Annotated in this window: 22 protein-coding genes; 10 read left to right on the top strand and 12 right to left on the bottom strand. The window is 45.8% G+C overall.

Translation table 11 applies throughout. The features are described 5' to 3' along the window. Nucleotides 1-165 precede the first annotated feature (165 nt). Nucleotides 166-1,758: a M48 family metalloprotease gene (locus ACS8E3_RS00950; RefSeq protein WP_439240272.1), complete on the top strand. Its 1,593-nt coding sequence runs from the start codon at nucleotides 166-168 to the stop codon at nucleotides 1,756-1,758. A 61-nt stretch (nucleotides 1,759-1,819) separates the two neighbouring features. Here the strand turns inward: ACS8E3_RS00950 and ACS8E3_RS00945 are convergent, their stop codons facing one another. Together ACS8E3_RS00945 and rpsU are read right to left on the bottom strand one after the other, a co-directional pair. Then, on the bottom strand, nucleotides 1,820-2,269 hold the full coding sequence (locus ACS8E3_RS00945) for a GatB/YqeY domain-containing protein (RefSeq protein ID WP_439240270.1): 450 nt from the start codon (nucleotides 2,267-2,269) through the stop codon (nucleotides 1,820-1,822). Between the two features lie 202 nt (nucleotides 2,270-2,471). Continuing rightward, entirely contained in the window at nucleotides 2,472-2,687 is a 216-nt protein-coding gene (gene rpsU / locus ACS8E3_RS00940) for a 30S ribosomal protein S21 (protein WP_025645021.1), read from the bottom strand. Between the two features lie 432 nt (nucleotides 2,688-3,119). Between rpsU and ACS8E3_RS00935 the strand changes: the two genes are divergently transcribed. The 3 genes from ACS8E3_RS00935 (at nucleotide 3,120) to ACS8E3_RS00925 (ending at nucleotide 5,241) form a co-directional block, all read left to right on the top strand. Then, the gene (locus tag ACS8E3_RS00935; protein WP_439240267.1) at nucleotides 3,120-3,656 is read left to right on the top strand and encodes a c-type cytochrome; all 537 of its coding nucleotides are present in this window, start codon (nucleotides 3,120-3,122) and stop codon (nucleotides 3,654-3,656) included. Nucleotides 3,657-3,799: 143 nt separating this feature from the next. Beyond that, nucleotides 3,800-4,837, top strand: coding sequence for a tRNA (adenosine(37)-N6)-threonylcarbamoyltransferase complex transferase subunit TsaD (gene tsaD / locus ACS8E3_RS00930; protein WP_439240265.1), 1,038 nt, complete (start codon nucleotides 3,800-3,802; stop codon nucleotides 4,835-4,837). A gap of 32 nt (nucleotides 4,838-4,869) precedes the next feature. Next, nucleotides 4,870-5,241, top strand: coding sequence for a CrcB family protein (locus ACS8E3_RS00925; protein WP_439240262.1), 372 nt, complete (start codon nucleotides 4,870-4,872; stop codon nucleotides 5,239-5,241). Nucleotides 5,242-5,309: 68 nt separating this feature from the next. On the opposite strand, the gene ACS8E3_RS00920 is transcribed toward ACS8E3_RS00925, so the two are convergent. From ACS8E3_RS00920 to potA, 5 genes are all read right to left on the bottom strand, one after another. After that, on the bottom strand, nucleotides 5,310-5,690 hold the full coding sequence (locus tag ACS8E3_RS00920) for a hypothetical protein (protein WP_439240260.1): 381 nt from the start codon (nucleotides 5,688-5,690) through the stop codon (nucleotides 5,310-5,312). Nucleotides 5,691-6,027: 337 nt separating this feature from the next. Next, a complete protein-coding gene (locus ACS8E3_RS00915; protein ID WP_439240258.1) occupies nucleotides 6,028-6,918 on the bottom strand; it encodes a LysR family transcriptional regulator in 891 nt (296 codons plus the stop codon). A 79-nt stretch (nucleotides 6,919-6,997) separates the two neighbouring features. Then, nucleotides 6,998-7,840, bottom strand: a complete 843-nt coding sequence (gene potC / locus ACS8E3_RS00910; RefSeq protein WP_439240255.1) for a spermidine/putrescine ABC transporter permease PotC — start codon at nucleotides 7,838-7,840, stop codon at nucleotides 6,998-7,000. After that, on the bottom strand, nucleotides 7,840-8,718 hold the full coding sequence (gene potB / locus ACS8E3_RS00905; protein ID WP_439240253.1) for a spermidine/putrescine ABC transporter permease PotB: 879 nt from the start codon (nucleotides 8,716-8,718) through the stop codon (nucleotides 7,840-7,842). Before potB ends, potC begins: the two co-directional genes overlap by 1 nt. After that, nucleotides 8,718-10,013 carry a spermidine/putrescine ABC transporter ATP-binding protein PotA gene (potA, locus tag ACS8E3_RS00900; protein WP_439240663.1) on the bottom strand — a complete coding sequence of 432 codons (1,296 nt, stop codon included), beginning with the start codon at nucleotides 10,011-10,013 and terminating at the stop codon, nucleotides 8,718-8,720. The genes potB and potA overlap by 1 nt, the downstream gene beginning before the upstream one ends. Nucleotides 10,014-10,462: 449 nt before the next feature. Here potA and ACS8E3_RS00895 point away from each other — a divergent pair, with 449 nt between their 5' ends. The 4 genes from ACS8E3_RS00895 to ACS8E3_RS00880 all read left to right on the top strand — a co-directional run bounded on the left by ACS8E3_RS00895 (nucleotide 10,463) and on the right by ACS8E3_RS00880 (nucleotide 14,127). Then, a complete protein-coding gene (locus ACS8E3_RS00895) occupies nucleotides 10,463-11,098 on the top strand; it encodes a carbonic anhydrase (protein WP_439240251.1) in 636 nt (211 codons plus the stop codon). 143 nt (nucleotides 11,099-11,241) lie between these two features. Continuing rightward, complete coding sequence (gloA, locus tag ACS8E3_RS00890; RefSeq protein WP_439240249.1) at nucleotides 11,242-11,793, top strand: lactoylglutathione lyase; 552 nt, start codon at nucleotides 11,242-11,244, stop codon at nucleotides 11,791-11,793. A gap of 57 nt (nucleotides 11,794-11,850) precedes the next feature. After that, nucleotides 11,851-12,843 (top strand): mechanosensitive ion channel family protein, encoded by a 993-nt coding sequence (locus tag ACS8E3_RS00885; RefSeq protein WP_439240247.1) that lies wholly within the window; start codon nucleotides 11,851-11,853, stop codon nucleotides 12,841-12,843. Nucleotides 12,844-12,903: 60 nt separating this feature from the next. Continuing rightward, complete coding sequence (locus tag ACS8E3_RS00880) at nucleotides 12,904-14,127, top strand: hypothetical protein (RefSeq protein WP_439240245.1); 1,224 nt, start codon at nucleotides 12,904-12,906, stop codon at nucleotides 14,125-14,127. Between the two features lie 93 nt (nucleotides 14,128-14,220). Here ACS8E3_RS00880 and ACS8E3_RS00875 read toward each other — a convergent pair whose 3' ends face one another. From ACS8E3_RS00875 to ribA, 3 genes are all read right to left on the bottom strand, one after another. Then, entirely contained in the window at nucleotides 14,221-14,691 is a 471-nt protein-coding gene (locus ACS8E3_RS00875; protein ID WP_439240243.1) for a c-type cytochrome, read from the bottom strand. Between the two features lie 384 nt (nucleotides 14,692-15,075). Then, nucleotides 15,076-16,071, bottom strand: a complete 996-nt coding sequence (hemF, locus tag ACS8E3_RS00870) for an oxygen-dependent coproporphyrinogen oxidase (protein ID WP_439240241.1) — start codon at nucleotides 16,069-16,071, stop codon at nucleotides 15,076-15,078. Between the two features lie 67 nt (nucleotides 16,072-16,138). After that, the gene (gene ribA, locus ACS8E3_RS00865) at nucleotides 16,139-16,792 is read right to left on the bottom strand and encodes a GTP cyclohydrolase II (protein WP_439240239.1); all 654 of its coding nucleotides are present in this window, start codon (nucleotides 16,790-16,792) and stop codon (nucleotides 16,139-16,141) included. Nucleotides 16,793-17,413: 621 nt separating this feature from the next. On the opposite strand from ribA, the gene dxs reads away from it, so the two are divergent. Together dxs and ACS8E3_RS00855 are read left to right on the top strand one after the other, a co-directional pair. Further along, nucleotides 17,414-19,537, top strand: a complete 2,124-nt coding sequence (gene dxs / locus ACS8E3_RS00860; RefSeq protein ID WP_439240237.1) for a 1-deoxy-D-xylulose-5-phosphate synthase — start codon at nucleotides 17,414-17,416, stop codon at nucleotides 19,535-19,537. Nucleotides 19,538-19,612: 75 nt separating this feature from the next. After that, nucleotides 19,613-20,440: an inositol monophosphatase family protein gene (locus ACS8E3_RS00855; protein WP_439240235.1), complete on the top strand. Its 828-nt coding sequence runs from the start codon at nucleotides 19,613-19,615 to the stop codon at nucleotides 20,438-20,440. Between the two features lie 165 nt (nucleotides 20,441-20,605). Here ACS8E3_RS00855 and ACS8E3_RS00850 read toward each other — a convergent pair whose 3' ends face one another. Together ACS8E3_RS00850 and ACS8E3_RS00845 are read right to left on the bottom strand one after the other, a co-directional pair. After that, on the bottom strand, nucleotides 20,606-22,000 hold the full coding sequence (locus tag ACS8E3_RS00850) for a WS/DGAT/MGAT family O-acyltransferase (protein WP_439240233.1): 1,395 nt from the start codon (nucleotides 21,998-22,000) through the stop codon (nucleotides 20,606-20,608). A 99-nt stretch (nucleotides 22,001-22,099) separates the two neighbouring features. Then, the gene (locus tag ACS8E3_RS00845; RefSeq protein WP_439240231.1) at nucleotides 22,100-22,933 is read right to left on the bottom strand and encodes a thiazole synthase; all 834 of its coding nucleotides are present in this window, start codon (nucleotides 22,931-22,933) and stop codon (nucleotides 22,100-22,102) included. Nucleotides 22,934-23,137 lie beyond the last annotated feature (204 nt).

Here is a 23,137-nt window from a genome sequence, read left to right as displayed (position 1 = left end):
TGCACAATAATGTTACTTAACCGTGACGCTTGCCTAGATATTAGTAGTTAATTATGACCAATAATTGACGTTATACCGCCAAGCTTATATAGTCGAAAAGAGCCAAAATACTTAAAGTAAGCGGCTGGGGCATTTGCTGGCGCTATTCAAAAATAGGATACTCATTTGAAGGTTATTCATCGTTCATCGACTCATAGTTTACTTATGCTGACACTGCTATTTAGTAGTGTTAGTTATGGTGCGAGCGTGCAGCAGAGTCGCTCTGAGCCACTAGCAGCGATACCAGCGGCGCAAACGTCAGCTTTTGGTACCTGGCAACAGCCGTCCAATGAGCTTGAGCTCCCCAACCTACAAGGACAGTCGCTCAGTTTTGCTGATCAATATCAAAATAAACTCATTGGTGAGTGGTCGCTACAAAACATCAATGGCCGTACTAAGATGGAACATGATCCTTGGATTCAAGAGACGATCAAAGCGATGACTTGGCGACTCAACGCCCAAGCTCGTCAGCAAGCGCCGTTAGCTTTAGTTATTATTGATAATCCAAGTATTAATGCGTTTGCCGCGCCCGGCGGTATCATCGGCATCAATACTGGTACTATATTAGCGGCGGATAGCATGGACGAATTAGCAAGCGTCGTCGCTCACGAAGTAGCCCATATTAGTCAGCGCCATTATGAGAGCGGTGCAGACGCGCGCAAAAAAGCGCTACTGATGCAAATCGGCGGCATGCTAGCAGCGATTGCCGCCTCAGCGGTCGATGGCGATGCGGCCGCGGCAGTGATGATGGGCTCACAGACGGCGACTATGAATAGCAGTATGGCCTTTAGCCGTAGCAATGAGCGCGAGGCGGACCGGGTTGGCATGCAGATTATGACGCAAGCGGGCTACGATCCCCGGGCTATGCCTAGCTTTTTTGCGACGATGAACCAAAAAAGTCAGCTCAATCAAATCGAAAACCGTTATTTGCCAAGCTTTGCGCGCTCGCATCCTTTAAGCAACGAGCGCTTAAGCGAGTCCCAAGCCCGCGCTCAGCGGTATGCGCCTTTATCTTTGACGCAGCAGCAGCGCCATCAAGCTTTATTCGATTTATTATATTGGCGGGTGCAAGTCATGGGCAAGCATACGTCAGAGACAGCGCTGACCACCGCCGCCAACAGCAGTAATGGCGCCAAGCTAGCATTAATGTATTGGTACAGTCAGCAGCAACGCTTCGACGATGCTGATAAGCTGATGAAAGAGCTTTCAGCGCTACCAGCATCCCAGCTACAAATACTAGAGCCGTTATTGTCTATCACCTATAGCCAAGTGCTCAGTGAACAAAACCGATGGCAGCAAGCGGTCGAAGTCTTGAGCGCGCAGCAGCGCCTCTATCCGGAGCGCCGTGATTTGCGGCTATACTTAGCAGAAGCCCTCACCAGTAATAATCAACCGCTGCAGGCGCAAGCGTTACTCAAGCCATTAACGCAAGAGCAAGCTAGTGACCGTTATGCTTGGCAAAGCTTGCAACTGGCTAACGAAAAACTCGCTAAAATGTCAAATTCAGCTTCTATAAAAGCGATTGCTACTATTAATGCCTTACGTTATCGCAGTCATGATCAGCTCTGGAATGGGCGCTATGACTCCGCGTTGACGTCTTTGACGCAAGCTGAGCAACTGGCTAAACAAATGCCAAACCCCTCTAGCCGCAGCCCTTTATTAGCCAGTATCAAAAAAGAAATCACAGAGGTAAAAACCGCCCAAGACTTTAAGCCTTAGGCGGTTATGATGCGCGCTCTCTAATTCGCTATAAAACCCATACCGTTTGATTGGTATAAATTTAGCCTTGCAGTGCTTCTTTGACAAGTCTTGAGATAACAGCAGGATCCGCGCGGCCTGCGGTTTTGGTTTTTAGGGCGCCCATGACACTACCCATATCGCGCATAGAGGTGGCGCCTTGTTCGCTAATCTCTTTATTAACTAACGCGGCAAGCTCGTCGTCATCCATCTGTTTTGGCATAAACTCATTGATAATATCAATCTCGAACTGCTCTTTACTTGCCAAATCATCGCGGCCATTTTCGGTAAAGATAGCCAAAGACTCTTGACGCTGTTTGAGCTGCTTTTGCAGTATCTCTAACACCCCTGCATCATCTAGCTCAATTTTGCGATCGATCTCGATCTGCTTGACGACAGATTGCACATTACGCATCACTTTGACGCGCTCAAGCTCGCGGGCTTTCATAGAAGTGACGATAGTATCTGCTAATTGTTGTTTTAGTGCACTCATGATGGTGGCTAATCCTTGTTCATGTTTTTATAGAGGTTTTAGTTAATCAGTATTGACCCAAAGTCATTACTAATTGGCAATAATAAAAATTGTAGCATAAAAAACGCCACTGATATCAATCGATAACAGTGGCGCTAGTCGCTGTACTATTATTAGTACTATCAATATTAGTACTAATAGTCAGTCATTCACTGACTTATTATTAGTACATACGCGTGGTACGAATAGTATCGCGTTGCAGTTTTTTCTTATAACGCTTTACGGCAGCCGCTTTTTTGCGCTTGCGCTCTTGCGTTGGCTTTTCATAAAACTCACGCTTACGTACATCTGACAATACGCCAGCTTTTTCACAAGCACGCTTAAAACGACGGATAGCGATATCAACGGGTTCGTTTTCTTTAACCTTAACTGCAGGCATGAAGACTCCTTATAGGGATGAGATACAAAGGCATTAGTTTGGCTGTGTATTAGTATTTAGCGGTAATATCTCAAGATTAACGCATCAGCTCAAACTAGGATAAGCTTGCACAGAAGTACAAGGGCGGTAATTTTACCTAAAATCATCAATAAAGTCAAGGATTTTGGAGCGTTTATCGTCACTCAGCGCTAGCCTATCAAAAGGCAAATTCTTCATTATTAGATTGTTTAGAGCTATATTATTTTATCAGACTTAACTCTCAATACCGTCTGTTTTACTTATTTACTTCATAAAATAATACTCGGCAAGTCACAAAAATGCCGATAAAACACCTTATGACGATAACGGCTTTAACCGAATTTATGCTATGATAATTGCAATAATCCAGTAAGCTTTATAGGTTTTTATATCAATTTTGGTGAGGATGTTGGAATGAGAAAAACGGCACTAAACACAGCATTGTGGACGACTCTAGTGGTCAGCTTAGGCGTTAGTCTTAGCGCTTGTAGTGGTGGTCATGAAGAGGTAAAAGCGCCAGAGCGAGTCGAGGAGGCTGCTGAGATTGCTCGTGCCAATGCTCCTGAAGCAGAAGATATGGAGTTTGCAGAAACAGAGCCTATGGTCGTCGCGACTGCAGACACCGCCGGCACTGAAGATGAAGATGAAGATGTAGATATGGCAGCGTCAGCAGTTGCAGAAGAGAGCGCTGGTGATTCTGAGGATCTAGCGGTAAACGTTGGGGCTGAGCTTTATGATAAGCAGTGTATGGCTTGCCATGCTACAGGTTTATTAAACGCGCCAAAATATGGCGACGCTGCGGCTTGGGCCCCGCGTATCGAAAAAGGCGTAGCCACGTTAACAGATCATTCAGCTAATGGTTTCAATCAGATGCCAGCGCAGGCTTATAATGGCGTGACCGAAGATCAGATCAAAGCTGCTGTAGAATATATGATTGCTGCTGCTAGCTAATAGCCATCATTCGCTCTTGAAATTTGTTAAATGAGCCGTCATTGTGTACTAACAATGGCGGTTTTTTGTCATTAAGATCATGAGTGTTAAAACACTGAGAAACGTAAGTACACCGCGGTTACTTCAGAAATAAAGGCGATGGCATGAAAGTATTAGGCTTAGAGACTTCCTGTGACGAGACCGGTCTGGCTATTTTTGATAGCAAGCAGATCGATAGTGCCAATAAAGGCCTGATCGGGCAAGTGCTGTATTCGCAAATTGAGCTGCATGCGGTCTATGGTGGCGTGGTGCCTGAGCTGGCTAGCCGCGATCATATTCGCAAACTAGTGCCGCTGCTCGATGAGCTATTAGCGCAATGTAACCTTAGCAAGAACGATATTGATGCTATCGCTTATACTAAGGGTCCAGGGCTGATTGGGGCACTGATGACAGGCGCATTATTTGGTCGCAGTTTAGCTTTTGGTTTAGGTATTCCAGCTATTGGCGTGCATCATATGGAAGGCCATTTGCTTGCACCGCTGATGGGCGCTAATCCGCCGCCGTTTCCTTTTGTCTCCTTGCTGGTCTCTGGTGGTCATACTCAGCTTATTGCTGCTCGCGGCATCGGCGAGTATGAGATATTGGGCGAGTCCATCGATGATGCCGCTGGAGAGTGCTTCGATAAAGCGGCTAAAATGCTCGGTTTGCCGTATCCGGGTGGCCCTAATATTGCCAAATTAGCAGAATCGGGCAATCCGCAAGCTTACGATTTACCACGTCCTATGCTACATCGCGGTCTTGATTTCTCTTTTAGTGGGATGAAAACGGCGGTGCATAATCTCATAAAGGATACGGCAGGTTCAGATAGCGATGCACAAGTACGCGCCGATATTGCCGCGAGCTTCCAACACGCAATGGTTGATACTTTAGTAAAAAAATGCGTAAAAGCGCTTAAACAAGCGGATATGAATCGGCTGGTTATTGCAGGCGGGGTGAGTGCTAATACTCATTTGCGTGAGACCTTAGAGACGGAATTGGCCAAAATCAATGCCACCGTACATTACGCACCGCCCGCTTTGTGTACAGATAATGGCGCGATGATTGCTTATGCAGGCTTTGAGCGCTTGAATGCGGGTCAGAGCGATGATTTGGCAGTGAGCTGCGTGCCGCGTTGGCCGATGACCGAGTTGCCTGCGGTATAAAGTTTAAAAGCCATATAAATTAAGGATAATCTATGCAGTGGCTTGCCATTGGTTTGGGAGCAGCACTTGGTGCGTGTTTGCGTGGCTATTTAGCGCGCTTTAACCCACTGCATCATTGGATACCGCTTGGTACGCTTAGCGCAAATGTGTTGGGCGGTTTACTAATCGGACTAGCGCTCGTTTGGTTTGAGCGTGTGGGTAGCGACTTATCTCCCAATATCAGGCTATTTGTGATTACTGGGTTTTTGGGTGGACTGACGACTTTTAGCACTTTTAGTGCTGAGGTATTTACTTTTATTAGTGCGGGCAAAATAATAGCAGGACTGGGATTAATTGGCTTACATGTTGGACTGACTTTATTGGCTACAGCAGTTGGGTTTTATTTATTTAAGTTGGTGCTTTGAGCTTTTATATATATCACTTGCTTAATGAGTGGTCTGATTTAAATAGTTCTGTTGGAATATATGCTTTTTCACACACACATTTTACTGACTGTAATTTCATTTTCGTACTTACCGGTAGGCCCGTAACCACCTTCAGAGCCAATCACTCCAACCACGCAAGTTTCAAACAACTTGTAATACCCATCTTGACCAATTTCAGTAGACTTTTTCATCAAAAGCTGTTTTGGATCTGCTACATAGTAAATTTTGCCATTCGCCTCTAGCTCATGTACTTCAAAGCTTCTTTTAAAACTTCCATGTATCTTTACTTCTTCTGGAATTTGCTTTGCTATAGTTTCTAATGGGTTCTCTTTTACTTCATTGATGCTGTTAGACTCTTTTTTACTGCAACCGACATTTAAAAGCATAAGTGTCGCAAACCCTATTACTACCAATCTGAGGTTAGACATTGAGTCTTCCTTACCAATGTATTAGTGAGTTAGATTTCTTATAGTACAAAGTCAAAAAAGCGTTTTATAAATATAAAAATAGCTCTCCTTTAATAGATTGTTATTGACTAAATTAAGCAGTTGTACAATAAAGTTGACACCTTTTAACGAAAGAAACTTCATAAGTAAATTATAAATTACACTACCAATATCTAAACAGCTCAAACCACTGATACCATTAGCCCACAGTCAAAGGTTCAAGTCCTCACTAGGGAACCATCATTTACCACAACGCTCATCATAAAGTAACAAAGCGGAGGATATCTCATGACCAAAAAAAGTAATAGATAGTGAAATATTAAACCGGCTTAATAATCCCATCAAGCAAACTGGCAAACCCTTGCATATAAGCCGTATCTTGACTAGAAGTACGCGTAGCCGCATATAGCTGACAATGCACGCCTTCTCCTAATGGTCTTGAAACTACCCAGCCTTTTTTCTCATATTCGCTTACCACCCAATCGGGCAGGGCTGCCACGCCGCGTTCACTAGCCACTAACTGAATCAGCATCGCGGTGAGCTCAGTGGTGCGAATATCTTTAAAGCTGACCTCAGATGGCGTCATAAAATTAGCAATAATATCGAGGCGCTTGGCTTCTACCGGATAAGCGATCAAAGTTTCATCGACCAAATCTGTAGGCGTTACAAAGTCTCGTTCAGCCAAATCGTGAGTAGGTGAGAGTACCAAGCGACTCTCATACTCAAATAACGGCTGATAGCTAATACCCTCAAGGGGCAAATTGCTAGTCGTAATCAGCAGGTCAATATCACCTTCCATCAATAAGTGGTGCGGCTCAGGCTCAAAACCAGTCGCAAAGTCCAGCTCGACATCCGACCACTCGCGGCGATAGTGATTGAGTATCGGCATCAGCCAATCAAAGCAGCTATGACATTCAGAGGCCAGACGCAGGCGACCGGCTTGACCATGGGCTAAGCGCTTTAAGTCGTTTTTGGTACGCGTCACTTGCGGTAGGATGCTATCGGCTAAGGCCAGTACCGCTTTACCCGCAGGGGTGAAGGTGAGCGGGCGTGTGCGGCGATTGACGAGGCTGATATCGTAGTAATTCTCCAGCTCTTTGAGTTGATGCGAGACTGCAGAAGCGGTGACATGAAGCTCGTCAGCTGCTGCTGCTAGTGAGCCATGCGCACGTAGTGCGGTTAAGGTATTGAGATGACGAAGCTCGAGCATAAATAACTTAATAGTGAGGATGAAGTGGATTCATTATAAACGATAAGGTGCTGAAATTCACTCATAAGTATCAATAGGGTTAGCGGCGACGTAATAACAGCTGTGAAATAATTACTAATACTAATGAAGCGGCTAACAACAACGTACCTACGGCATTGACCTCAGGCTTCAGTCCGACGCGTACCATAGAATAAATCCGTAATGGCAAGATCTCATAGCTTGGGCCAGTGACGAAAGTCGAGACCACCACATCATCGAGTGATAAGGTAAAGGCCAATAGCCAACCGGCCATGACTGCCGGCATAATCACTGGAATAAGTACAGTGCGCACCATCGTCGACTCAGAAGCGCCTAAGTCACGCGCCGCTTCCATCAGCCTCTCATCTAAGCTGCTTAGACGCGCAAAAACGGTAATAACCACAAACGGCAAGCAAAAAGTGATATGCGCTATCAGTAAAGACACAAAACCTAGCTGCAATCCTATCAATAAAAACAGCGCCAATAATGAAATCGCTAGCACAATCTCAGGCGACATCATCAGCACAAACAGCAGCCCATTCAATAAACCTTTACCGCGAAAGTGATAGCGATGTAGCGCCATAGCGGTCAAAGTACCGATCAAGGTAGAAACCGTTGCGGCGACCAATCCCAGAACAATAGAATGCCAAAAAGCATCGAGCATCGCTTGGTTATTAAATAGCGATTCGTACCACTTTAGGCTAAAACCGCCCCAGTTATAGCCCGTCTTTGACTCATTAAACGACATCACTACTAAGATGATAATCGGTAGATAAAGCAGGATATAAATGAGGCTTAGATAGCCTTTAGCAAATAGGCTTCCTAGTTTTAGTGCCTTTTTTGGCTTATTCGCTTTTGTAGAGGATTGGCTTTTATTCACTGAGTTAATAGAATTAGCAGACATCAGGCCACCTCATTGAAGTCAGTTTTGCCAATGCGTTTGCTACTGGCGCGATAAGCCAATAATAATACCGCCATTGCCAGCGTCAGCAGTACACTAGCCGCCGCGCCAAAGGGCCAGTCTCGCGCATCCAAAAATTGATTTTTGATGATATTACCTACCAGTAAGTTGCGCGAACCGCCCAAAATATCCGCCACATAGAACATGCCCATAGCTGGCAGCAAGACGAGTAAGACGCCGGAGATGATACCCGGCGTCGTCAAGGGTAGCACGATATGCCAAAAGGTCTGCCGCCTACTTGCGCCCAAATCTTGTGAGGCCAAAAGCATATCATTACGCAGGTCCGTGAATACCGCATACAACGGCAGCACCATAAACGGGAACAACAGATAAGTTAAGCCAACGATCACTGCGCCTTGGGTGTAGAGCATGTTAATAGGCGTCTCAATGATACCGATAGCGAGCAGCGCTTTATTGATTAGACCGTTAGTTGCTAGCAGCAGCTTTAGCGCGTAGACCCGCACTAAGGAGTTGGTCCAAAACGGTAATATAAGTAGTAACATCAGTAGCGGCTGCCAGCGCAGCTGAGCTCGTGAGACCAGCCAAGCAAAAGGGTAGCCAAGTAACAAACATAGTACGGTGGTAATACCCGCCATCCATAAGGAGTGGACGAACACCTCAAAATACAGCGGGTCTAATAAGCGCAGATAGCTCTCAATAGTGACCGGCAAGCTAATAAAGTCGCTAGTATCGCGCGTCAAAAAACTGACGGCAATGACTAAGATATTAGGCAAGAGCGCAAAGATCAACAGCCAGCCCCATATCAGCCATAGGGTAACCGTGCGAAAAGCGCCTTTATTCGTTAAGCTACTACGCGCCATCAGTCCATATCCTTCTGCGTAGCGTTAAGACCGTTCATAGTATCGACTGTCACTGCTTCAGCGGCTGCATGATTGAACGTAACGTCATCTGTCTTGTCGTCGGCAGTAGCGGTGTCATTCGGTAGTACCCACTCCCAACCATCAACCCAAGATACTTTTACCGCCTCATTGATTTTATAATCAAAGCTCGGATCATCTTCATCAAAGAATTCTGAGGCTTTGATGATATGGCCGTTTTGTAGCTCAATAATCGAATCTAAGGTGCTGCCTTTATAATTACTTTCGATCACTCGTCCGAGTAAGCCAGCATGATTGCTGTCGGCGGGATCATAGATACGCAAATCCTCAGGACGTAGCAGTAGATTGACCCTATCGCCGACTTGCACGGCATTGGCAAAGTCAGGACGGCGCAAATTACGCAAATTAGTGGCTCCGTCTTGCGCCTGCGCTTCACAGACTTCGACTTCAATACGGCCATTGGTAAGCTGGCCATTGCGATCCGCTTGCTCAGGATAGACCCCATGTACTTCTGCTTGAAAGAGATTGGCCTCACCGATGAACTTAGCGGTAAACAAATTAGCCGGGGTTTCATAAATCTCTATTGGTGTACCGACTTGCTGAAAGCGGCCGTCTTTCATTACCGCAATTCGATCCGACATCGATAGCGCTTCTTCTTGATCATGGGTCACGAACACAAAGGTAATACCCAGCTCACGCTGCAAGCGCTTGAGCTCTGATTGCATTTGCAAGCGCAGTTTATGATCGAGGGCGGAGAGTGGTTCATCGAGCAAAAGTAGTTTAGGGCGATTGATGACGGCGCGCGCAATAGCGACGCGTTGCTGCTGACCACCCGACAAGTCTTGTGGGCGGCGATTGGCTAGATGCTCCATCTGCACCATAGCTAACATCTCACGCACCCGGGCTTGTATCTCCGCCTTGGGCACTTTTTTGATCTTTAGACCATAAGCGACGTTTTGCGCTACGCTCATATGCGGAAACAAGGCGTATTGCTGAAACACGGTATTGACCGGACGTTTATCAGCAGGCAAGCCTGCCATTTGTATGCCATCTAGTTGAATTTTGCCAACGCTTGGTTGTTCAAAACCAGCAATCAGACGCAGCAGGGTGGTTTTGCCACAACCAGAAGGCCCAAGCAGAGTCAAAAACTCACCATGCTTGATGTCGAGCGTAATATCGCGCAATACTTCGGTCTGATCGTAAGACTTTTTGATCCCTGTCAGTTGCAGTAGCGTCTTGCCAACAGGGTCGGTGCTATCAATTTGCGCGCTATCCATCTTAGCAGACTGGGTAAAAGTAGAAGCGGCGGTCGCGGGCGAGTCAGTCATGAACGAAAGTCCTGATTATCCAAATCAATCTCATATTTAGCGAGAGACAAGTGTGGGTTATTATAACAAACCCGCTGAGCAAATAAGTGCAAGTTCGTTAGGGTCTGTTGAACATTCGCAAATGAGCACGGCCGAATGGTCAACAGACCCCTATAGATTGCAAGAGAGCGTCAAACTGGTCACGTCCGCCTAAAAGAGCAAACCGCTGTTAACCATAAAAAGCAAATTTTATTATTAATCGCTTTTTTATTACTATACAATTATTACGGTTACTGGTTTAAAGCAGATACCTTACCAGTTAACACTTTATAATTGAAATGAGCTGGTTTTAGAGCCAATGTTCTAAAGCTAGCTATTCAAATCTAATTATCTACCCGAAGGTTACTGAAGGATATCTTATGACAGCCGAGAACCGCCCAGCAACAGGCGCTGAAGCATTAGAGATGTTGAAACAAGGCAATATTCGCTATGTAGAAAACTTAACCGCCGAACCCTGCACACAAAAGCGACCGGAGCTAGTCAGTATCCAGAATCCTTTAGCTATTATTTTGGGCTGCTCAGATGCGCGCGTACCGGTAGAGATTGTCTTCGATCAAGGTTTAGGCGAACTCTTTGTCATTCGGGTCGCAGGTAATGTCGTGGCACCATCGCAGATAGGTTCAGTCGAGTTTGCGGCTGACAAGTTCGACACTAAGCTGGTCGTGGTGTTAGGACATTCGCACTGCGGCGCTGTTACCGCTTGCGTTGATGCTTTAATCAATCCTGAACAAAACTACTCTCCAAACCTACAATCTATCGTCGATCGTATTCGTCCTAGTGTTTATAATCTGCATGAGCTTGCCACCGCTGATGGTCAAGACGTCGATGCTGATGAGTTAATTGAGCGCTCAATACGCGCCAATGTACGTACTTCAGTGAGTCAGCTCAAGTACGGCTCACGTATTTTAGAGGATTTAGTAGGCAGCGGCCAACTACTAATCGTTGGCGCAGAATATGACTTGCAGACTGGCAAGGTAAGTTTTTTAGAGGAATAATGGTTGGTTATTAAAGTCTGTTGAACGGCCTAAGGACTGTTGAACAGTTGACCATGGCATCGACAGATCCTAATATAAGTACAATTATCATTATATTTTTTAACGTGATAGGGTAATTAACAACATCAATAATAGAGGCTATTATGTCAAACGATATGTCAACTCATCAGCAACCCGATAACAGTGTAAAATCAGCGGGCGTCCAGGCCATTGCTACGCAAACTGACGGCTTTACCTTCAATCACACTATGCTCAGAGTGAAGGATCCGGTCAAAGCTTTGCACTTTTATACTGGCATACTGGGCATGACTTTATTAGCGGTAAAAAAGTTCCCTGAAATGAAGTTTGATTTATATTTTTTGGCTAAGCTGACTGATGAAGAGCGTGACAACCTCCCCACGGGTGATGATTTAGCCATCTATACCTTTCGTCAGCGCGGAATTTTAGAGCTGACCCATAACTATGGCACAGAAGATAAAGCCGATTTTAGCTATCACGATGGCAACGAAGAGCCACAAGGCTTTGGTCATATTTGCTTTACCGTGCCTGACTTAGAAGCGGCGGTCGCTTGGTTTGATCAAAACCATGTCACCTTCAAAAAGCGTCCCGAAGAAGGCGGCATGAAAAACATTGCTTTTATTAAAGATGTCGATGGCTATTGGATTGAGATCGTTCAAGCGGACTTAATGGGCTAGCGTAGCGTTTATAGTGTACTGATCATAGCCAATACTAACTAAAGGATAACCTGTTTTATGTCGAGCCCTGTCGCTACTGCTGAACCCACTGCGGATACCGCAACGGATGTTGTGCCTACTGATGCTATGACTTATCACACTATCGTTGATACCGCCAACGAGCTAGTGATGAGCTTTGTCGAGCGCATTCCTTATTTTGTCGCCGCGATAATCGTTATAGTTATTTTTTGGTTATTATCGCTGTTGTTCAAAAAAGTGGTGCGCAAGATATTAGGAAGTCGGAGTCGGCATCAAAACTTAGTCAAAGTGTTCCAACGCATAGGCGGCGCGCTGATATTTTTTATTGGTTTTATGATTGCGATGGTGGTTGCTATCCCAGGCTTTACCCCCGCCAAACTGATAGGAGCGCTCGGTATTGGTTCCGTGGCGATTGGTTTTGCCTTCAAAGACATCTTCCAAAACTTGCTATCTGGTATTTTACTGTTGATCTCCGAGCCGTTTCGTATTGGCGATCAGATTGTCTCAGGCGATTATGAAGGAACGGTCGAGGATATTAAGATCCGCGCGACTACAATTAAGACCTATGACGGTCGGCAGGTGGTCATCCCCAACTCTGATTTGTATACTTCAGCGTTGACAGTCAATACCGCTTACAAGCAGCGCCGCTTGCAGGTAGAAGTGGGTATCGGTTATGAGGATGATATCGAAGAAGCCAAGGCAGAGATTATCCAAGCCCTAAAAAAAGCAGATACAGTGTCAGTTAAAGCAGATCCAAGTATCATTGCCACAGGGTTTGGTGGCTCATCTATGGATCTAACGGTACGCTGGTTTATTGAAGATGGTACGCAAGCTAATAAAGTAGCCTCTATCCATCAAGTGATCGTTGAGATCAAAAAAGCGCTCGATGCAGCGGATATCAATATTCCTTTCCCTATACGCACGATAGATTTGAGTGATCCGTCAGTAAAAACTGTCGTCAATGACTTAAATGACTCAAATAAATTGGATCAAACACAAACGAGTGATGCCAATAAAACATCAATAGAATAACAGGATGACTGTAAGATCGCCGGGTCAGTTGCTATTGTCGCCTAACAGAAGCCTCCTTTTATGACCAATAGAACCATCGCCCTTGGTGTCATGAAACTTAGCATTGCTAAGAGGACAGACGATGCTAAGGCAAATGATTTGGTTGGCCTAAACACATCAACAAACACGTTAGATAGCTTGACCGAGGCGGCAATGGTCAAGTTCAATCAAGTCATACAAGAAAGGTTAAACATAGAAGTCGCGTCGTTTTCTTTTGCAGGGCCAGGCCTCACTCCTGATGAGAATGGCTACCGCGCGCTTGATTTTGTACAGATTGGCATCAATGAGAAGACCGAGCGCAAGCTGGCGTTTTTGCTGATTATCACCGATGTAGAGATTGCTGCCGCATCAATGTCCTACCTGCTAGCGCTGCCCTCCCAGCTCACCAATGTGGCAGTGATCTCTACGCGCCGGCTAATCGATAGTAGCGAGGACAAGCGTTCTCAAGAAGCACTACGTACCGAACGGTTGACGACCTTGATGTTGCACTGCTTTGGACGTCTGCTCAATCTAGACTACGCCGCAGATACAAGCAATTATTTGGCTCGCGTACAAGCAGCGGAGGATTTAGATGCTATGCAGCACTTTACAGAGGCTCAGCATCAGCAAATGGTTCAGAACCTGCCGCGCGAGGCCAATGACCGCTACTCCCAAAGCAGCGAAAAGGGTAGCAAACTTGCTTTTATTGTCCGCCATATCTTAGGTAATCTGCCGCGTATCCTACGCGGCGCGATCCGCGCCAACCCGTTACGCATCACTACCAAGCTACCCACTATGATCGCCGCCGCGCTATCGGTGATTATTGTGCTTATCTTTGGCGGCGAGACCTGGGACTTCGCCGCCTCGGTGTCTTATGCACAGTTGGCTGTTTTTGTGCTGGCCAGTTTTTTGGCTGCCAGCTTTGTCCTTTATCGAGCTTTTTCTTTTCGGTTGATCTCCACACGGCGAGGGCAGACCTCAGAGAGTTCAGTGGTGACTGCTGCCGCCACTTATTTGGCGCTGATGCTGACGCTGATCTGTCTGTTTTTTATGTTCGGCGTGCTGATGTACGGCGTGGTGATCTTTGTCTTCCCAGACCCCTTGATGAGTACTTGGACATCGGATAAGGACGGCGCGACCTTAGGCGCTCACATGCGTCTGGTGATCTTTTTAGCTTCTGTAGGCGTGCTATCGGGCTCACTTGGTGGCTCGGCGGATTCGCGCTCAGTGGTACGCAATGTGCTGTTTGCCGCTGACGAGACTTAATGAGTGGCTTAGTTCAGTACCAAAAAACCGCTATATCAGCTGATATAGCGGTTTTATTTTTTACCCTATCAAGATTAATTTATGGTTGTAGTATTAATCAGTTTTTACTTTAAAGTCAGTATGACAAGATTTACAGCTAGCGCCTACTTCTTTGAAGGCAGGTGCAAAATCATTAACGCTAGTTGCAGTCTGAGCTGCATTATTCAATTCAGCAGTTACTTGTTGAAAGTTCTCTGACTCAGCGACAAAGCTTGGGTTATCGCTCCAAACTGCTTCGGTAGCATTACCAATCGCTTCTTGGTTTTCGAAATGGATCCAAGGATTTTGTGACGCTTCTGCCAAAAATGACGTTTGGTTTTTCAGAAGTTCCGCATCAAAGGTGTCAGGCGCTTCCAACATATCGCCCATGATACCCATTGCATCACCATAATCTTTCATAATATCTTGACGAGCTTTTACGTCAGGGTCTACAGGGTCGCTGCAAGCGGTTATGCCTAAGGCGGCAGACATCAAAGCGATGCCAAAGATAGATTTTAGTGAGGTCTTGCGATGAAGGGATAGCATATGCAAACTTCCTTATTTAATGGCTATTGAATTAGGCGCACTATCTAATGCTTTGCCTAAAAATCGGCTGTCGTTAAAGAGGTGCTCTCAGTTAAAAAGTGTTACAAGTTAAAAAGTATGCTAAAAGTACAATGAACTTTTTTTATACTTATTGCTTTAAATATAAAGGGTGCAGCGATGAGTTGTGTAGAGTATTTGTGTAATAAACCACTATAAAGCTTCTATAACGATAAAGGCCAGCTATAAAAGCTGACCTAAAAGTAAGTTTTCACTAATAGCTGACTGTAATTAGCTAACTACCATATCAACTCTCAATAACACCATACCATGAGCGATGGATAAAACACTTGTTTGTAAAAGTAGCGTTCATTGTAGCGGTAAAAGCTACAAAGTCAACCAATCACGCGGCTTTAAATAATAATCCGTCAGCTCAAATTCAGGCGTACCTTCAGCAGGTTCAAAGCGATAATGCCAGCTGGCAAGCGGCGGCATACTGACTAAGATAGACTCAATACGGCCGTTGCTCTGTAGGCCAAATAGCGTACCACGATCGTAGACTAAGTTATACTCTACATAGCGACCACGGCGATAAAGCTGAAACTGGCGCTGCTCATCGGTAAAAGGGGTGTCTTGACGCTGCTCAAAAATAGGCAAGATACCATCAAGATAGCCGTTACCTACGGCTTTCATAAAGTCAAAGCAGGTCTCAAAATCCCAACCGCGACTCTCAAAGTTGACATCGTCATAAAACAGACCGCCGATACCGCGCTGCTCATCACGATGACGCAGATGAAAGTACTCATCACACCACTGTTTGAAATCAGGGTAGACCGTATCGCCAAAGGGCGCGCACAGATCATGACAGACCCGGTGCCAATGCACACAATCCGCCAGTACCGGATAAAATGGCGTCAGATCGAAGCCGCCACCAAACCACCAAATCGGATCTTCGCCTTCAGCCTCGGCGACAAACAGACGCACATTAGCATGGCTAGTGGGAACGTTAGGATTTTTGGGATGGACCACTAAAGAGACGCCCATTGCTTGCGCCCTGCGACCGGCAATATTAGGGTGGCGCGCTGTCGCTGAAGCTGGCAAGTTATGTACGTGGATGTGGCTGAACATCACGCCTGCTTTTTCGATAACCTCACCATCTGCCAAAATACAAGAGCGACCACCGCCACCTTCGGGACGTTCCCAATCATCAGGAACAAAAGTGGCACTGCCGCCGCCCTTGCGCTCTTGTGCTTCTAACGCTTGACAGATACGCGCTTGTAGCTCAACTAAGAAGGCACGTACTCGCGCAATATCATCGTGAGTAGGGGTAACAGGCTCAGTATGAGAATGGCTATTGGGATTAGTGCTATCAGAATAACTCATAAAAATATCTATAATATCTGGTGTGTTTAAGTGTGCCGTTTAAGGTCTGTTTACGCTAGCACAGACCTTATTTATTGAGATGGATTGCGGTATTGAATTCTTTGTCAAATAGATGCCCCATACGATCGCGTTTGGTAGCCAAATAGTCAGCATTGGCGTCATTGATACCAACGACTAGGGGAATGCGCTTCGCAACTTTGATACCGTTTTCGCTTAGATAAGCGACTTTATCAGGGTTGTTAGTGATGAGATGAACCTCATCGACACCGACGTGCGCAAGCATCGGCTGACACATATCATAAATGCGAGCATCTGCTGGCAAGCCTAACATTAAGTTGGCATCTAAGGTATCATGGCCCTGATCTTGCAGCGCGTAAGCACGAATCTTGTTGGTCAAACCGATACCACGTCCTTCTTGGCGTAGATATAAGATAGCGCCGCAGCCATTTTCTTGAATGGCTTGCATCGCGGTATTGAGCTGCGGACCACAATCGCATTTCAAAGAGCCAAAAGCATCACCAGTTAAGCACTCAGAATGGATACGAACCAGTGGTACCGGCCGATTGGCTGCACTATTTTGCTTATCTTCATTGTGCTTATCTATGGGCAGGCCTATAGTCAGCATCACATGCTCTTGACCGTCTTCATTCTCAAAGACGTGAATATCAAAATCGCCATGATGAGTAGGTAGGGCTGCGCTAGTAATAAATTGGTATGACATTTAGGTCCTGCAAAGGCCAATCATCGGGTAATCAAAAACCGTTAAATCTAAAAGCGGCTTTATTATCAATGAGGGTTTATAATTAAGGTTTGTTTATCTGTTTACGACTTCGTACACAAATTATAAGTAGAGACATGGCAGCAACCATAAATACTGACTATATCCTTGCTATAAGATAAGCACTGACTATAAAAATATGTAGAGTATAAAAATAGCTGCGTCTATAGGACTATATAGTTGCTTTTATCCAAAATACTAGGGCAGATGCCGATTGAGCAGAAAAACACATAAAGTTCACAGACAACGCACGATGATTAAAGCGACAGATTAAAAAAAATGCTATTATGCCATACTATTTTAACAGATACAGTGACAAGTCTCTGTCCTCATTCTACTGCCTCGTCAACATTGCTTGCTATAAATCCAAAGTAATGAGGTATGCTATCAGCGCGTGGTGAGACAGTAATGAGTCTATTAAGTCGATATCGAGGGCCGAGACATAGCGTCGCCATCGCTTGATTGTATTTTATACAGCTCGTAGAGTCACTTGTAACATCTATATAATATAACGGTATGGTAAGGCGATGCCTTGTCAGCAGATTGGTAGGTATAGTACGGTTTATGCAGCAATCCCCTCATTCCTCACAGTCTTATTTATCAGCTGATTCGTCTACGTTACCAGCTCCCCATTCTGCTACGCCACTGTCAGCATTGCAACAGACTTATGCGCAGATTCCGCGTGTGCGTCCGAACACGCCACTGCTCGATGCTATTGACTCGCCAAAAGACATCAAATCATTAAATGCAGCAGAGCTGATAACCTTAGCCGATGAGCTACGACTGTTTTTGTTGTATTCAGCCGGACAAAGCGGCGGTCATTTCGGTGCTAATCTAGGCGTTATTGAGCTGACTATCGTGCTGCACTATTTATTAGATACGCCAAGCGATCAGATCGTGTGGGATGTTGGGCATCAGGCTTATGCTCATAAAGTCCTAACTGGCCGCCGTGAGCAGCTACACAGTATTCGCGCGAAAGATGGGCTAACAGCGTTTCCTGAGCGTGTAGAGTCCGTTTATGACACCTTTGGCGTAGGGCATTCTTCGACGTCTATCTCAGCCGGTTTAGGTATGAGCTTGGCGCTGCGTTATCAAGGCCTTGAGCAGACGGTCGCTTGTGTGATTGGTGATGGGGCGATGACCGGCGGTATGGCTTTTGAAGCGATGAATGATGCCGTACAACAAGATGCTGACTTGCTGGTAATTTTGAATGATAATGATATGTCGATATCTTGCTCTATTGGCGGGTTTTCGCGTCATTTAGCGATGCTATGGGAGTCAGGCTATCAAGTCGATATCTCAGATACTGGCGAGCCTATTTTATGCCATCGCCCTCATATGCAGGGCTTTGATCGCCGTAAACGTCACAAAGAACATCGTGATGTGCCGGTAATAGAAGATAATTTATTCAAAGCGATAGGTTTTACTTACTTTGGCCCTTTTGATGGTCATAATATCCCTGAGCTAGTGCGAGTGTTATCGCTAGCTAAGCAAGTATCAGGTCCAGTACTGGTACATATTTATACCACCAAAGGTAAAGGCTTTGCGCCAGCAGAAGCGGATCCTGTGGGCTATCATGCCATTAGCAAACTTCCTGTTGAGACAAGTCCTGAGGCGAATGCGACTCAAAAAAATGATACTAAAAATAATGAGACCGATAGCGAAAAGAAAAGTGCCGAGCAAGCGCCTATTGCTACTTCTGCCTTAAAGTATTCGCAAGTTTTTGGGCAGTTTTTGTGCGATAAAGCCGCTGCCGACGAGCGTTTACTTGCTATCACGCCTGCGATGGAAGAAGGCTCAGGCATGACTGAATTTGCGCGTCAGTTTCCAGAGCGCTTCTTCGATGTGGCTATTGCTGAGCAGCATGCGGTCACTTTAGCGGCTGGTATGGCAACGCAAGGCGTCAAGCCGATCGTCGCTATTTATTCGACCTTCTTGCAGCGCGGTTATGATCAGCTTATCCATGATGTGGCGTTACAAGATCTCGATGTCACCTTCGCTATCGATAGAGCCGGACTCGTCGGTGAAGATGGCGCTACCCACGCTGGGGTCTTTGATTTTGCGTTTTTGCGCTGCGTGCCCAATATGATAATCGCCGCACCAAAAGACGAAAACGAGTGTTATCAGCTCTTGAATACTTGTTATGAGTATAAAGGCGCAGCCGCGGTTCGCTATCCACGGGGGCAGGGTATCGGCGCGGTCATTCAGCGCCCGCTGCAGCAATACAAAGTCGGAGAGGCAGTTATAGAGACTGTGCTGGGAGCCGATAATGCGACGACTAAGCTTACGATTTTAGCTTTTGGTACGACGGTTGCGACAGCACAAGATGCCGCGGTTAGTATCATAGAACAAAGCCGCAACAGCGACAGTAACGATACGCTACAAGTACAAGTGGTCAATATGCGCTGGGTCAAACCGCTAGATAGCGAGCTGATTGAGTCAATACTAGCGCAAGGCGTGACTCATATTGCCACAATAGAGGAGCATATGCTTATGGGCGGCGCGGGTAGTGCAGTCAATGAATATCTACTCAACGACTCTACAGCTTTTAAACATCAGCGCCCTCTACTACGCAATATAGGTATTGCCGATCGATTTATCGCTCATGGCTCGCAAGCTGAGCAGTGGGCTGATAGTGGTCTGGATGTCGTAGGAGTCGTCAAGCAGCTTCAGCAGCTTTTATCGTAAGGCGGCTTGTTCTCTCAATATTATTTTCTTCAATGTTTTACATATTATTTTATCACTCAAGTAAATAGGTTATTTATGGAACCCATGGTCGTTATCGCAGCGCGTGCTGCCGAAAAAGTCGGTAAAGAGATACTATACGCGCATCAAAACCGTCACAAAGTCGAGCTAGATACTGAGTCAAAGGGACTCGATGGTTTAGTGACTCGTATTGACCGCTATAGCGAAGAGTTAACGATTGCTACGCTCAAAGCCAGCTACCCTGACCATTCTTTCTTAGGCGAAGAGTTTGGCAGGCAAGACGGGCGCGGTGAAGATGCTGATTGGTGTTGGATTATCGATCCGCTTGATGGCACTAAAAACTTTGTCCACGGTGTGCCGCAGTTTTGTGTGTCTATCGCTGTGCAGTATAAAGGGGTGACTGAGCATGGCGTCGTCTATGATCCAGTTCGTGACGAGATGTTTTCAGCCAGCCGCGGTAAAGGCGCGCGTTTGAACAACCGCCGTATGCAGGTCACCGATCGCAAAACTTTAGAGGGCGGCCTATTTACTACCGGTCACCCCCTAGAGCGCCATCGTGACGGCGAAGTGGTTTCTTATGCCAAGCAGCACTTTGAGAGTTTGCAAAAGGTAAGCGAAGCGGGCGGCCAAGTACGCCGTTTAGGCTCAGCGGCGCTAGATTTATGTTACGTAGCCGCGGGCCGTTTCGATGGCTATTTTGAGATGTCTATTAAGCCTTGGGATATCGCCGCAGGAGAGTTGATTGTGACCGAAGCACGTGGTACTGTGGTCGACCATACCGGTGCTCATAACTCTATGACCTCAGGCTCTATCTTTGCCTGTAACGTCAAGCTGTTAAAACCACTTATGCAAACGGTCGTTCCTTGCTGGAGTGGCGCGCTATAGTAATTAAACAGCATTAGTTAAATAGCGCCGTACTTAAAAATAGCTAAGAAAAAGTAGTAAGAATTAATAGCAAAAAAGCTGACTTCATTATGAGGTCAGCTTTTTTATTTATTTGACATTGAGCAAATACTTAGCCTCAATAATTAGCGAATTGATGCCGTCAAATCAGTAGCGAACGCCTAAGCGCTTCTCTTCACAGATATCCTCAAGCAAGCTGAGCTCTTCTTCCATTAATAATAAAATATCCTGTACACGGGGTAGCAGCTTACTACACGCGGTGATACAAAACTCAATCTTATCTAAGTAAGTTGCCAAGGTAATATTCATCGCTTGTCCATCGACCAAAATGGAGGCTGGATATAGTGCTCTTAGCGGCGCACCGTTCCAGTATAGCGGCTCTTTTGAGCCTGGTACGTTAGAGATAATCAGGTTAAAAGCTTGTTTCTTGGGGAATATCCCGGTCAGAACGTTGAGCCCCTCCCAAGCGTAAGCGATGGCGCTATAGTTGATGACTTGGGCTTTATTCATCCGGCGAAAGCGGCGCTTACCACTATTCATACTGTCGTGAATCAGTTGCATACGCTTGACGGGATCCTCTAGATGCGTTCCTAAATTGGCCATCAAAAAGGAGATTTGATTCCCCGAAGCGCTTTCATCTCTGCGTAGAGACATAGGAACGAAAGCAATTAAAGGCTTGCTCGGTAGCGCATCCATAGTCAGTAGATAGCGACGGATGGCACCGGCACAAACTGCGAGTACCACATCGTTTTGATTGACACTAAAGGCGGTAGCGATAGTATGAAAACGCTGTAAATCATAGGACTGAGCCGCAATACGACGTGAGGCGGAGATTCGCTGATTAAGCACACTCATAGGCGCATCAAAAGTACCGACATAATCCGGCTTGCCGTTGTGTTTGAAGTTATCGATAAGTTCCGTAAATACCGGTTTGATAGTCGATAATTGCTCTTTGACTATACGCGAAGCGGAGCGGGCAACGGGAAGCAAGTTTTCAGCTTTTTTGCCATGACGGGTGATGAGTGACCAGATAGGTAGCGTCACCGGCTCATTAGGTGATTGTGACAAAGCCTTTTGTACCAAGCGCATCGCGGCAATGCCATCGACTAATGAGTGGTGGATTTTGAAGTATAAAGCGAAACGCTGAGGCCTACCTTCGGCTTCTGGCAAAATACCTTCGATGACATGACACTCCCACAGTGGCATCGCGCGATCTAATAGACGGCTATGCTCTTTGGAGATGTACATTAGTAGCTCACGCACGCGGCCAGGATTAGGCAGCGCCACATGGCGAAAATGGTGCTCGACATCGAACTGATCATCTGTCTTCCAAAATAGCAAGTTTTCTAATACTTGGTTGAATGGAAAACTTGGCGGCACTTCAGAGTTTTGCAGTTGTTGGACAAGCTGATAAACAAAGTCGCTATCTTCTCCTTGTTCCTCTTCCGGTAACTCAAACAAAAACAAGCCGCCCACATGCATGGGCTGCTTACGAGACTCAAGAAGTAAAAAGAGTTGATCAACTGCTGTCATTAGTCGCATGCTAAATCCTTTTATGGCGATAGGGCAATACATAAGTATTATAACTAACTAAATCAATATTCACTAAAAATAATATAAAACTCAGCAGGCTCAAACTGGCTATTGAAAGAAATAACCGGTTTGAGGCGAGCTGGCAGTAGCCATTCTGCGCATCGGCATACGGCCTGCTAAGAAGGCAGCGCGTCCAGCGCGAACCGCTTGTTTCATGGCCTGGGCCATCAAGACTGGGTTTTGCGCGTGAGCAATCGCTGAGTTCATCAGGACGCCATCACAGCCCAGCTCCATTGCGATAGCAGCATCGGAGGCGGTGCCTACGCCGGCATCAACTAAGACTGGCACCTTAGCGTTATCAATAATTAAGCTCAAAGTATGGCGATTTAGCAGACCAAGACCTGAGCCAATCAAGCTTCCTAAGGGCATAATGGCGACGCAGCCCATGCTCTCTAACTCTTGGGCGACGATAGGATCATCTGAGGTGTAGACCATCACCTCAAAACCATCATCAATTAATAGTTTAGCGGCCTTTAAGGTCTCAGTGACATTAGGGTATAGGCTTTTTTCATCGCCTAATACTTCAAGCTTGACTAGGTTGTGACCCCCTAGTAGCTCACGAGCCAATTTACAAGTGCGTACCGCGCTATCGGCATCGAAACAACCAGCGGTGTTGGGCAGTATGGTATATTTATCTGGCGAGATGACCTCTAGCAGATTAGGTTCATCGCTGTTTTGACCGATATTGGTGCGGCGAATAGCGACAGTGACGATCTCAGCCTCTGAGGCGGTAATAGCTTTACCCGTCTGGGTTAAGTCTTTATATTTACCAGTACCGACTAGCAGTCTCGATGAAAATGTCCGGCTACCTACAGTGAAAGTATCTAAATCATCTACAGTGGCAGCGCTGTGGTCGTTAGCTGTCGTTATCGCTTGTGACATATCATGAGTCCTGATAGCTTATTCATAAAAGCAGTTTGAAGTATGGAGTTACTGAAATAAAAGTTAAAAAAAGGGATTGTTTAAGGGTTGTGTTGAGCCAAATAAGATAAATGTCATCAACATCGCATAGTGAATAAATAGTATAGTTTAGCTATTACTCACGCGCTCAAAAGTAGCAAAAGTGTTATTATAACAAAATCATAG

It is taken from the genome of Psychrobacter sp. 2Y5, from assembly GCF_051847375.1.
In the GTDB taxonomy this organism is placed as follows: Bacteria; Pseudomonadota; Gammaproteobacteria; order Pseudomonadales; family Moraxellaceae; genus Psychrobacter.
The sequence above is the reverse complement of the archived record's forward strand: the minus strand, read 5'-3'. Positions and strand labels throughout refer to the sequence as shown.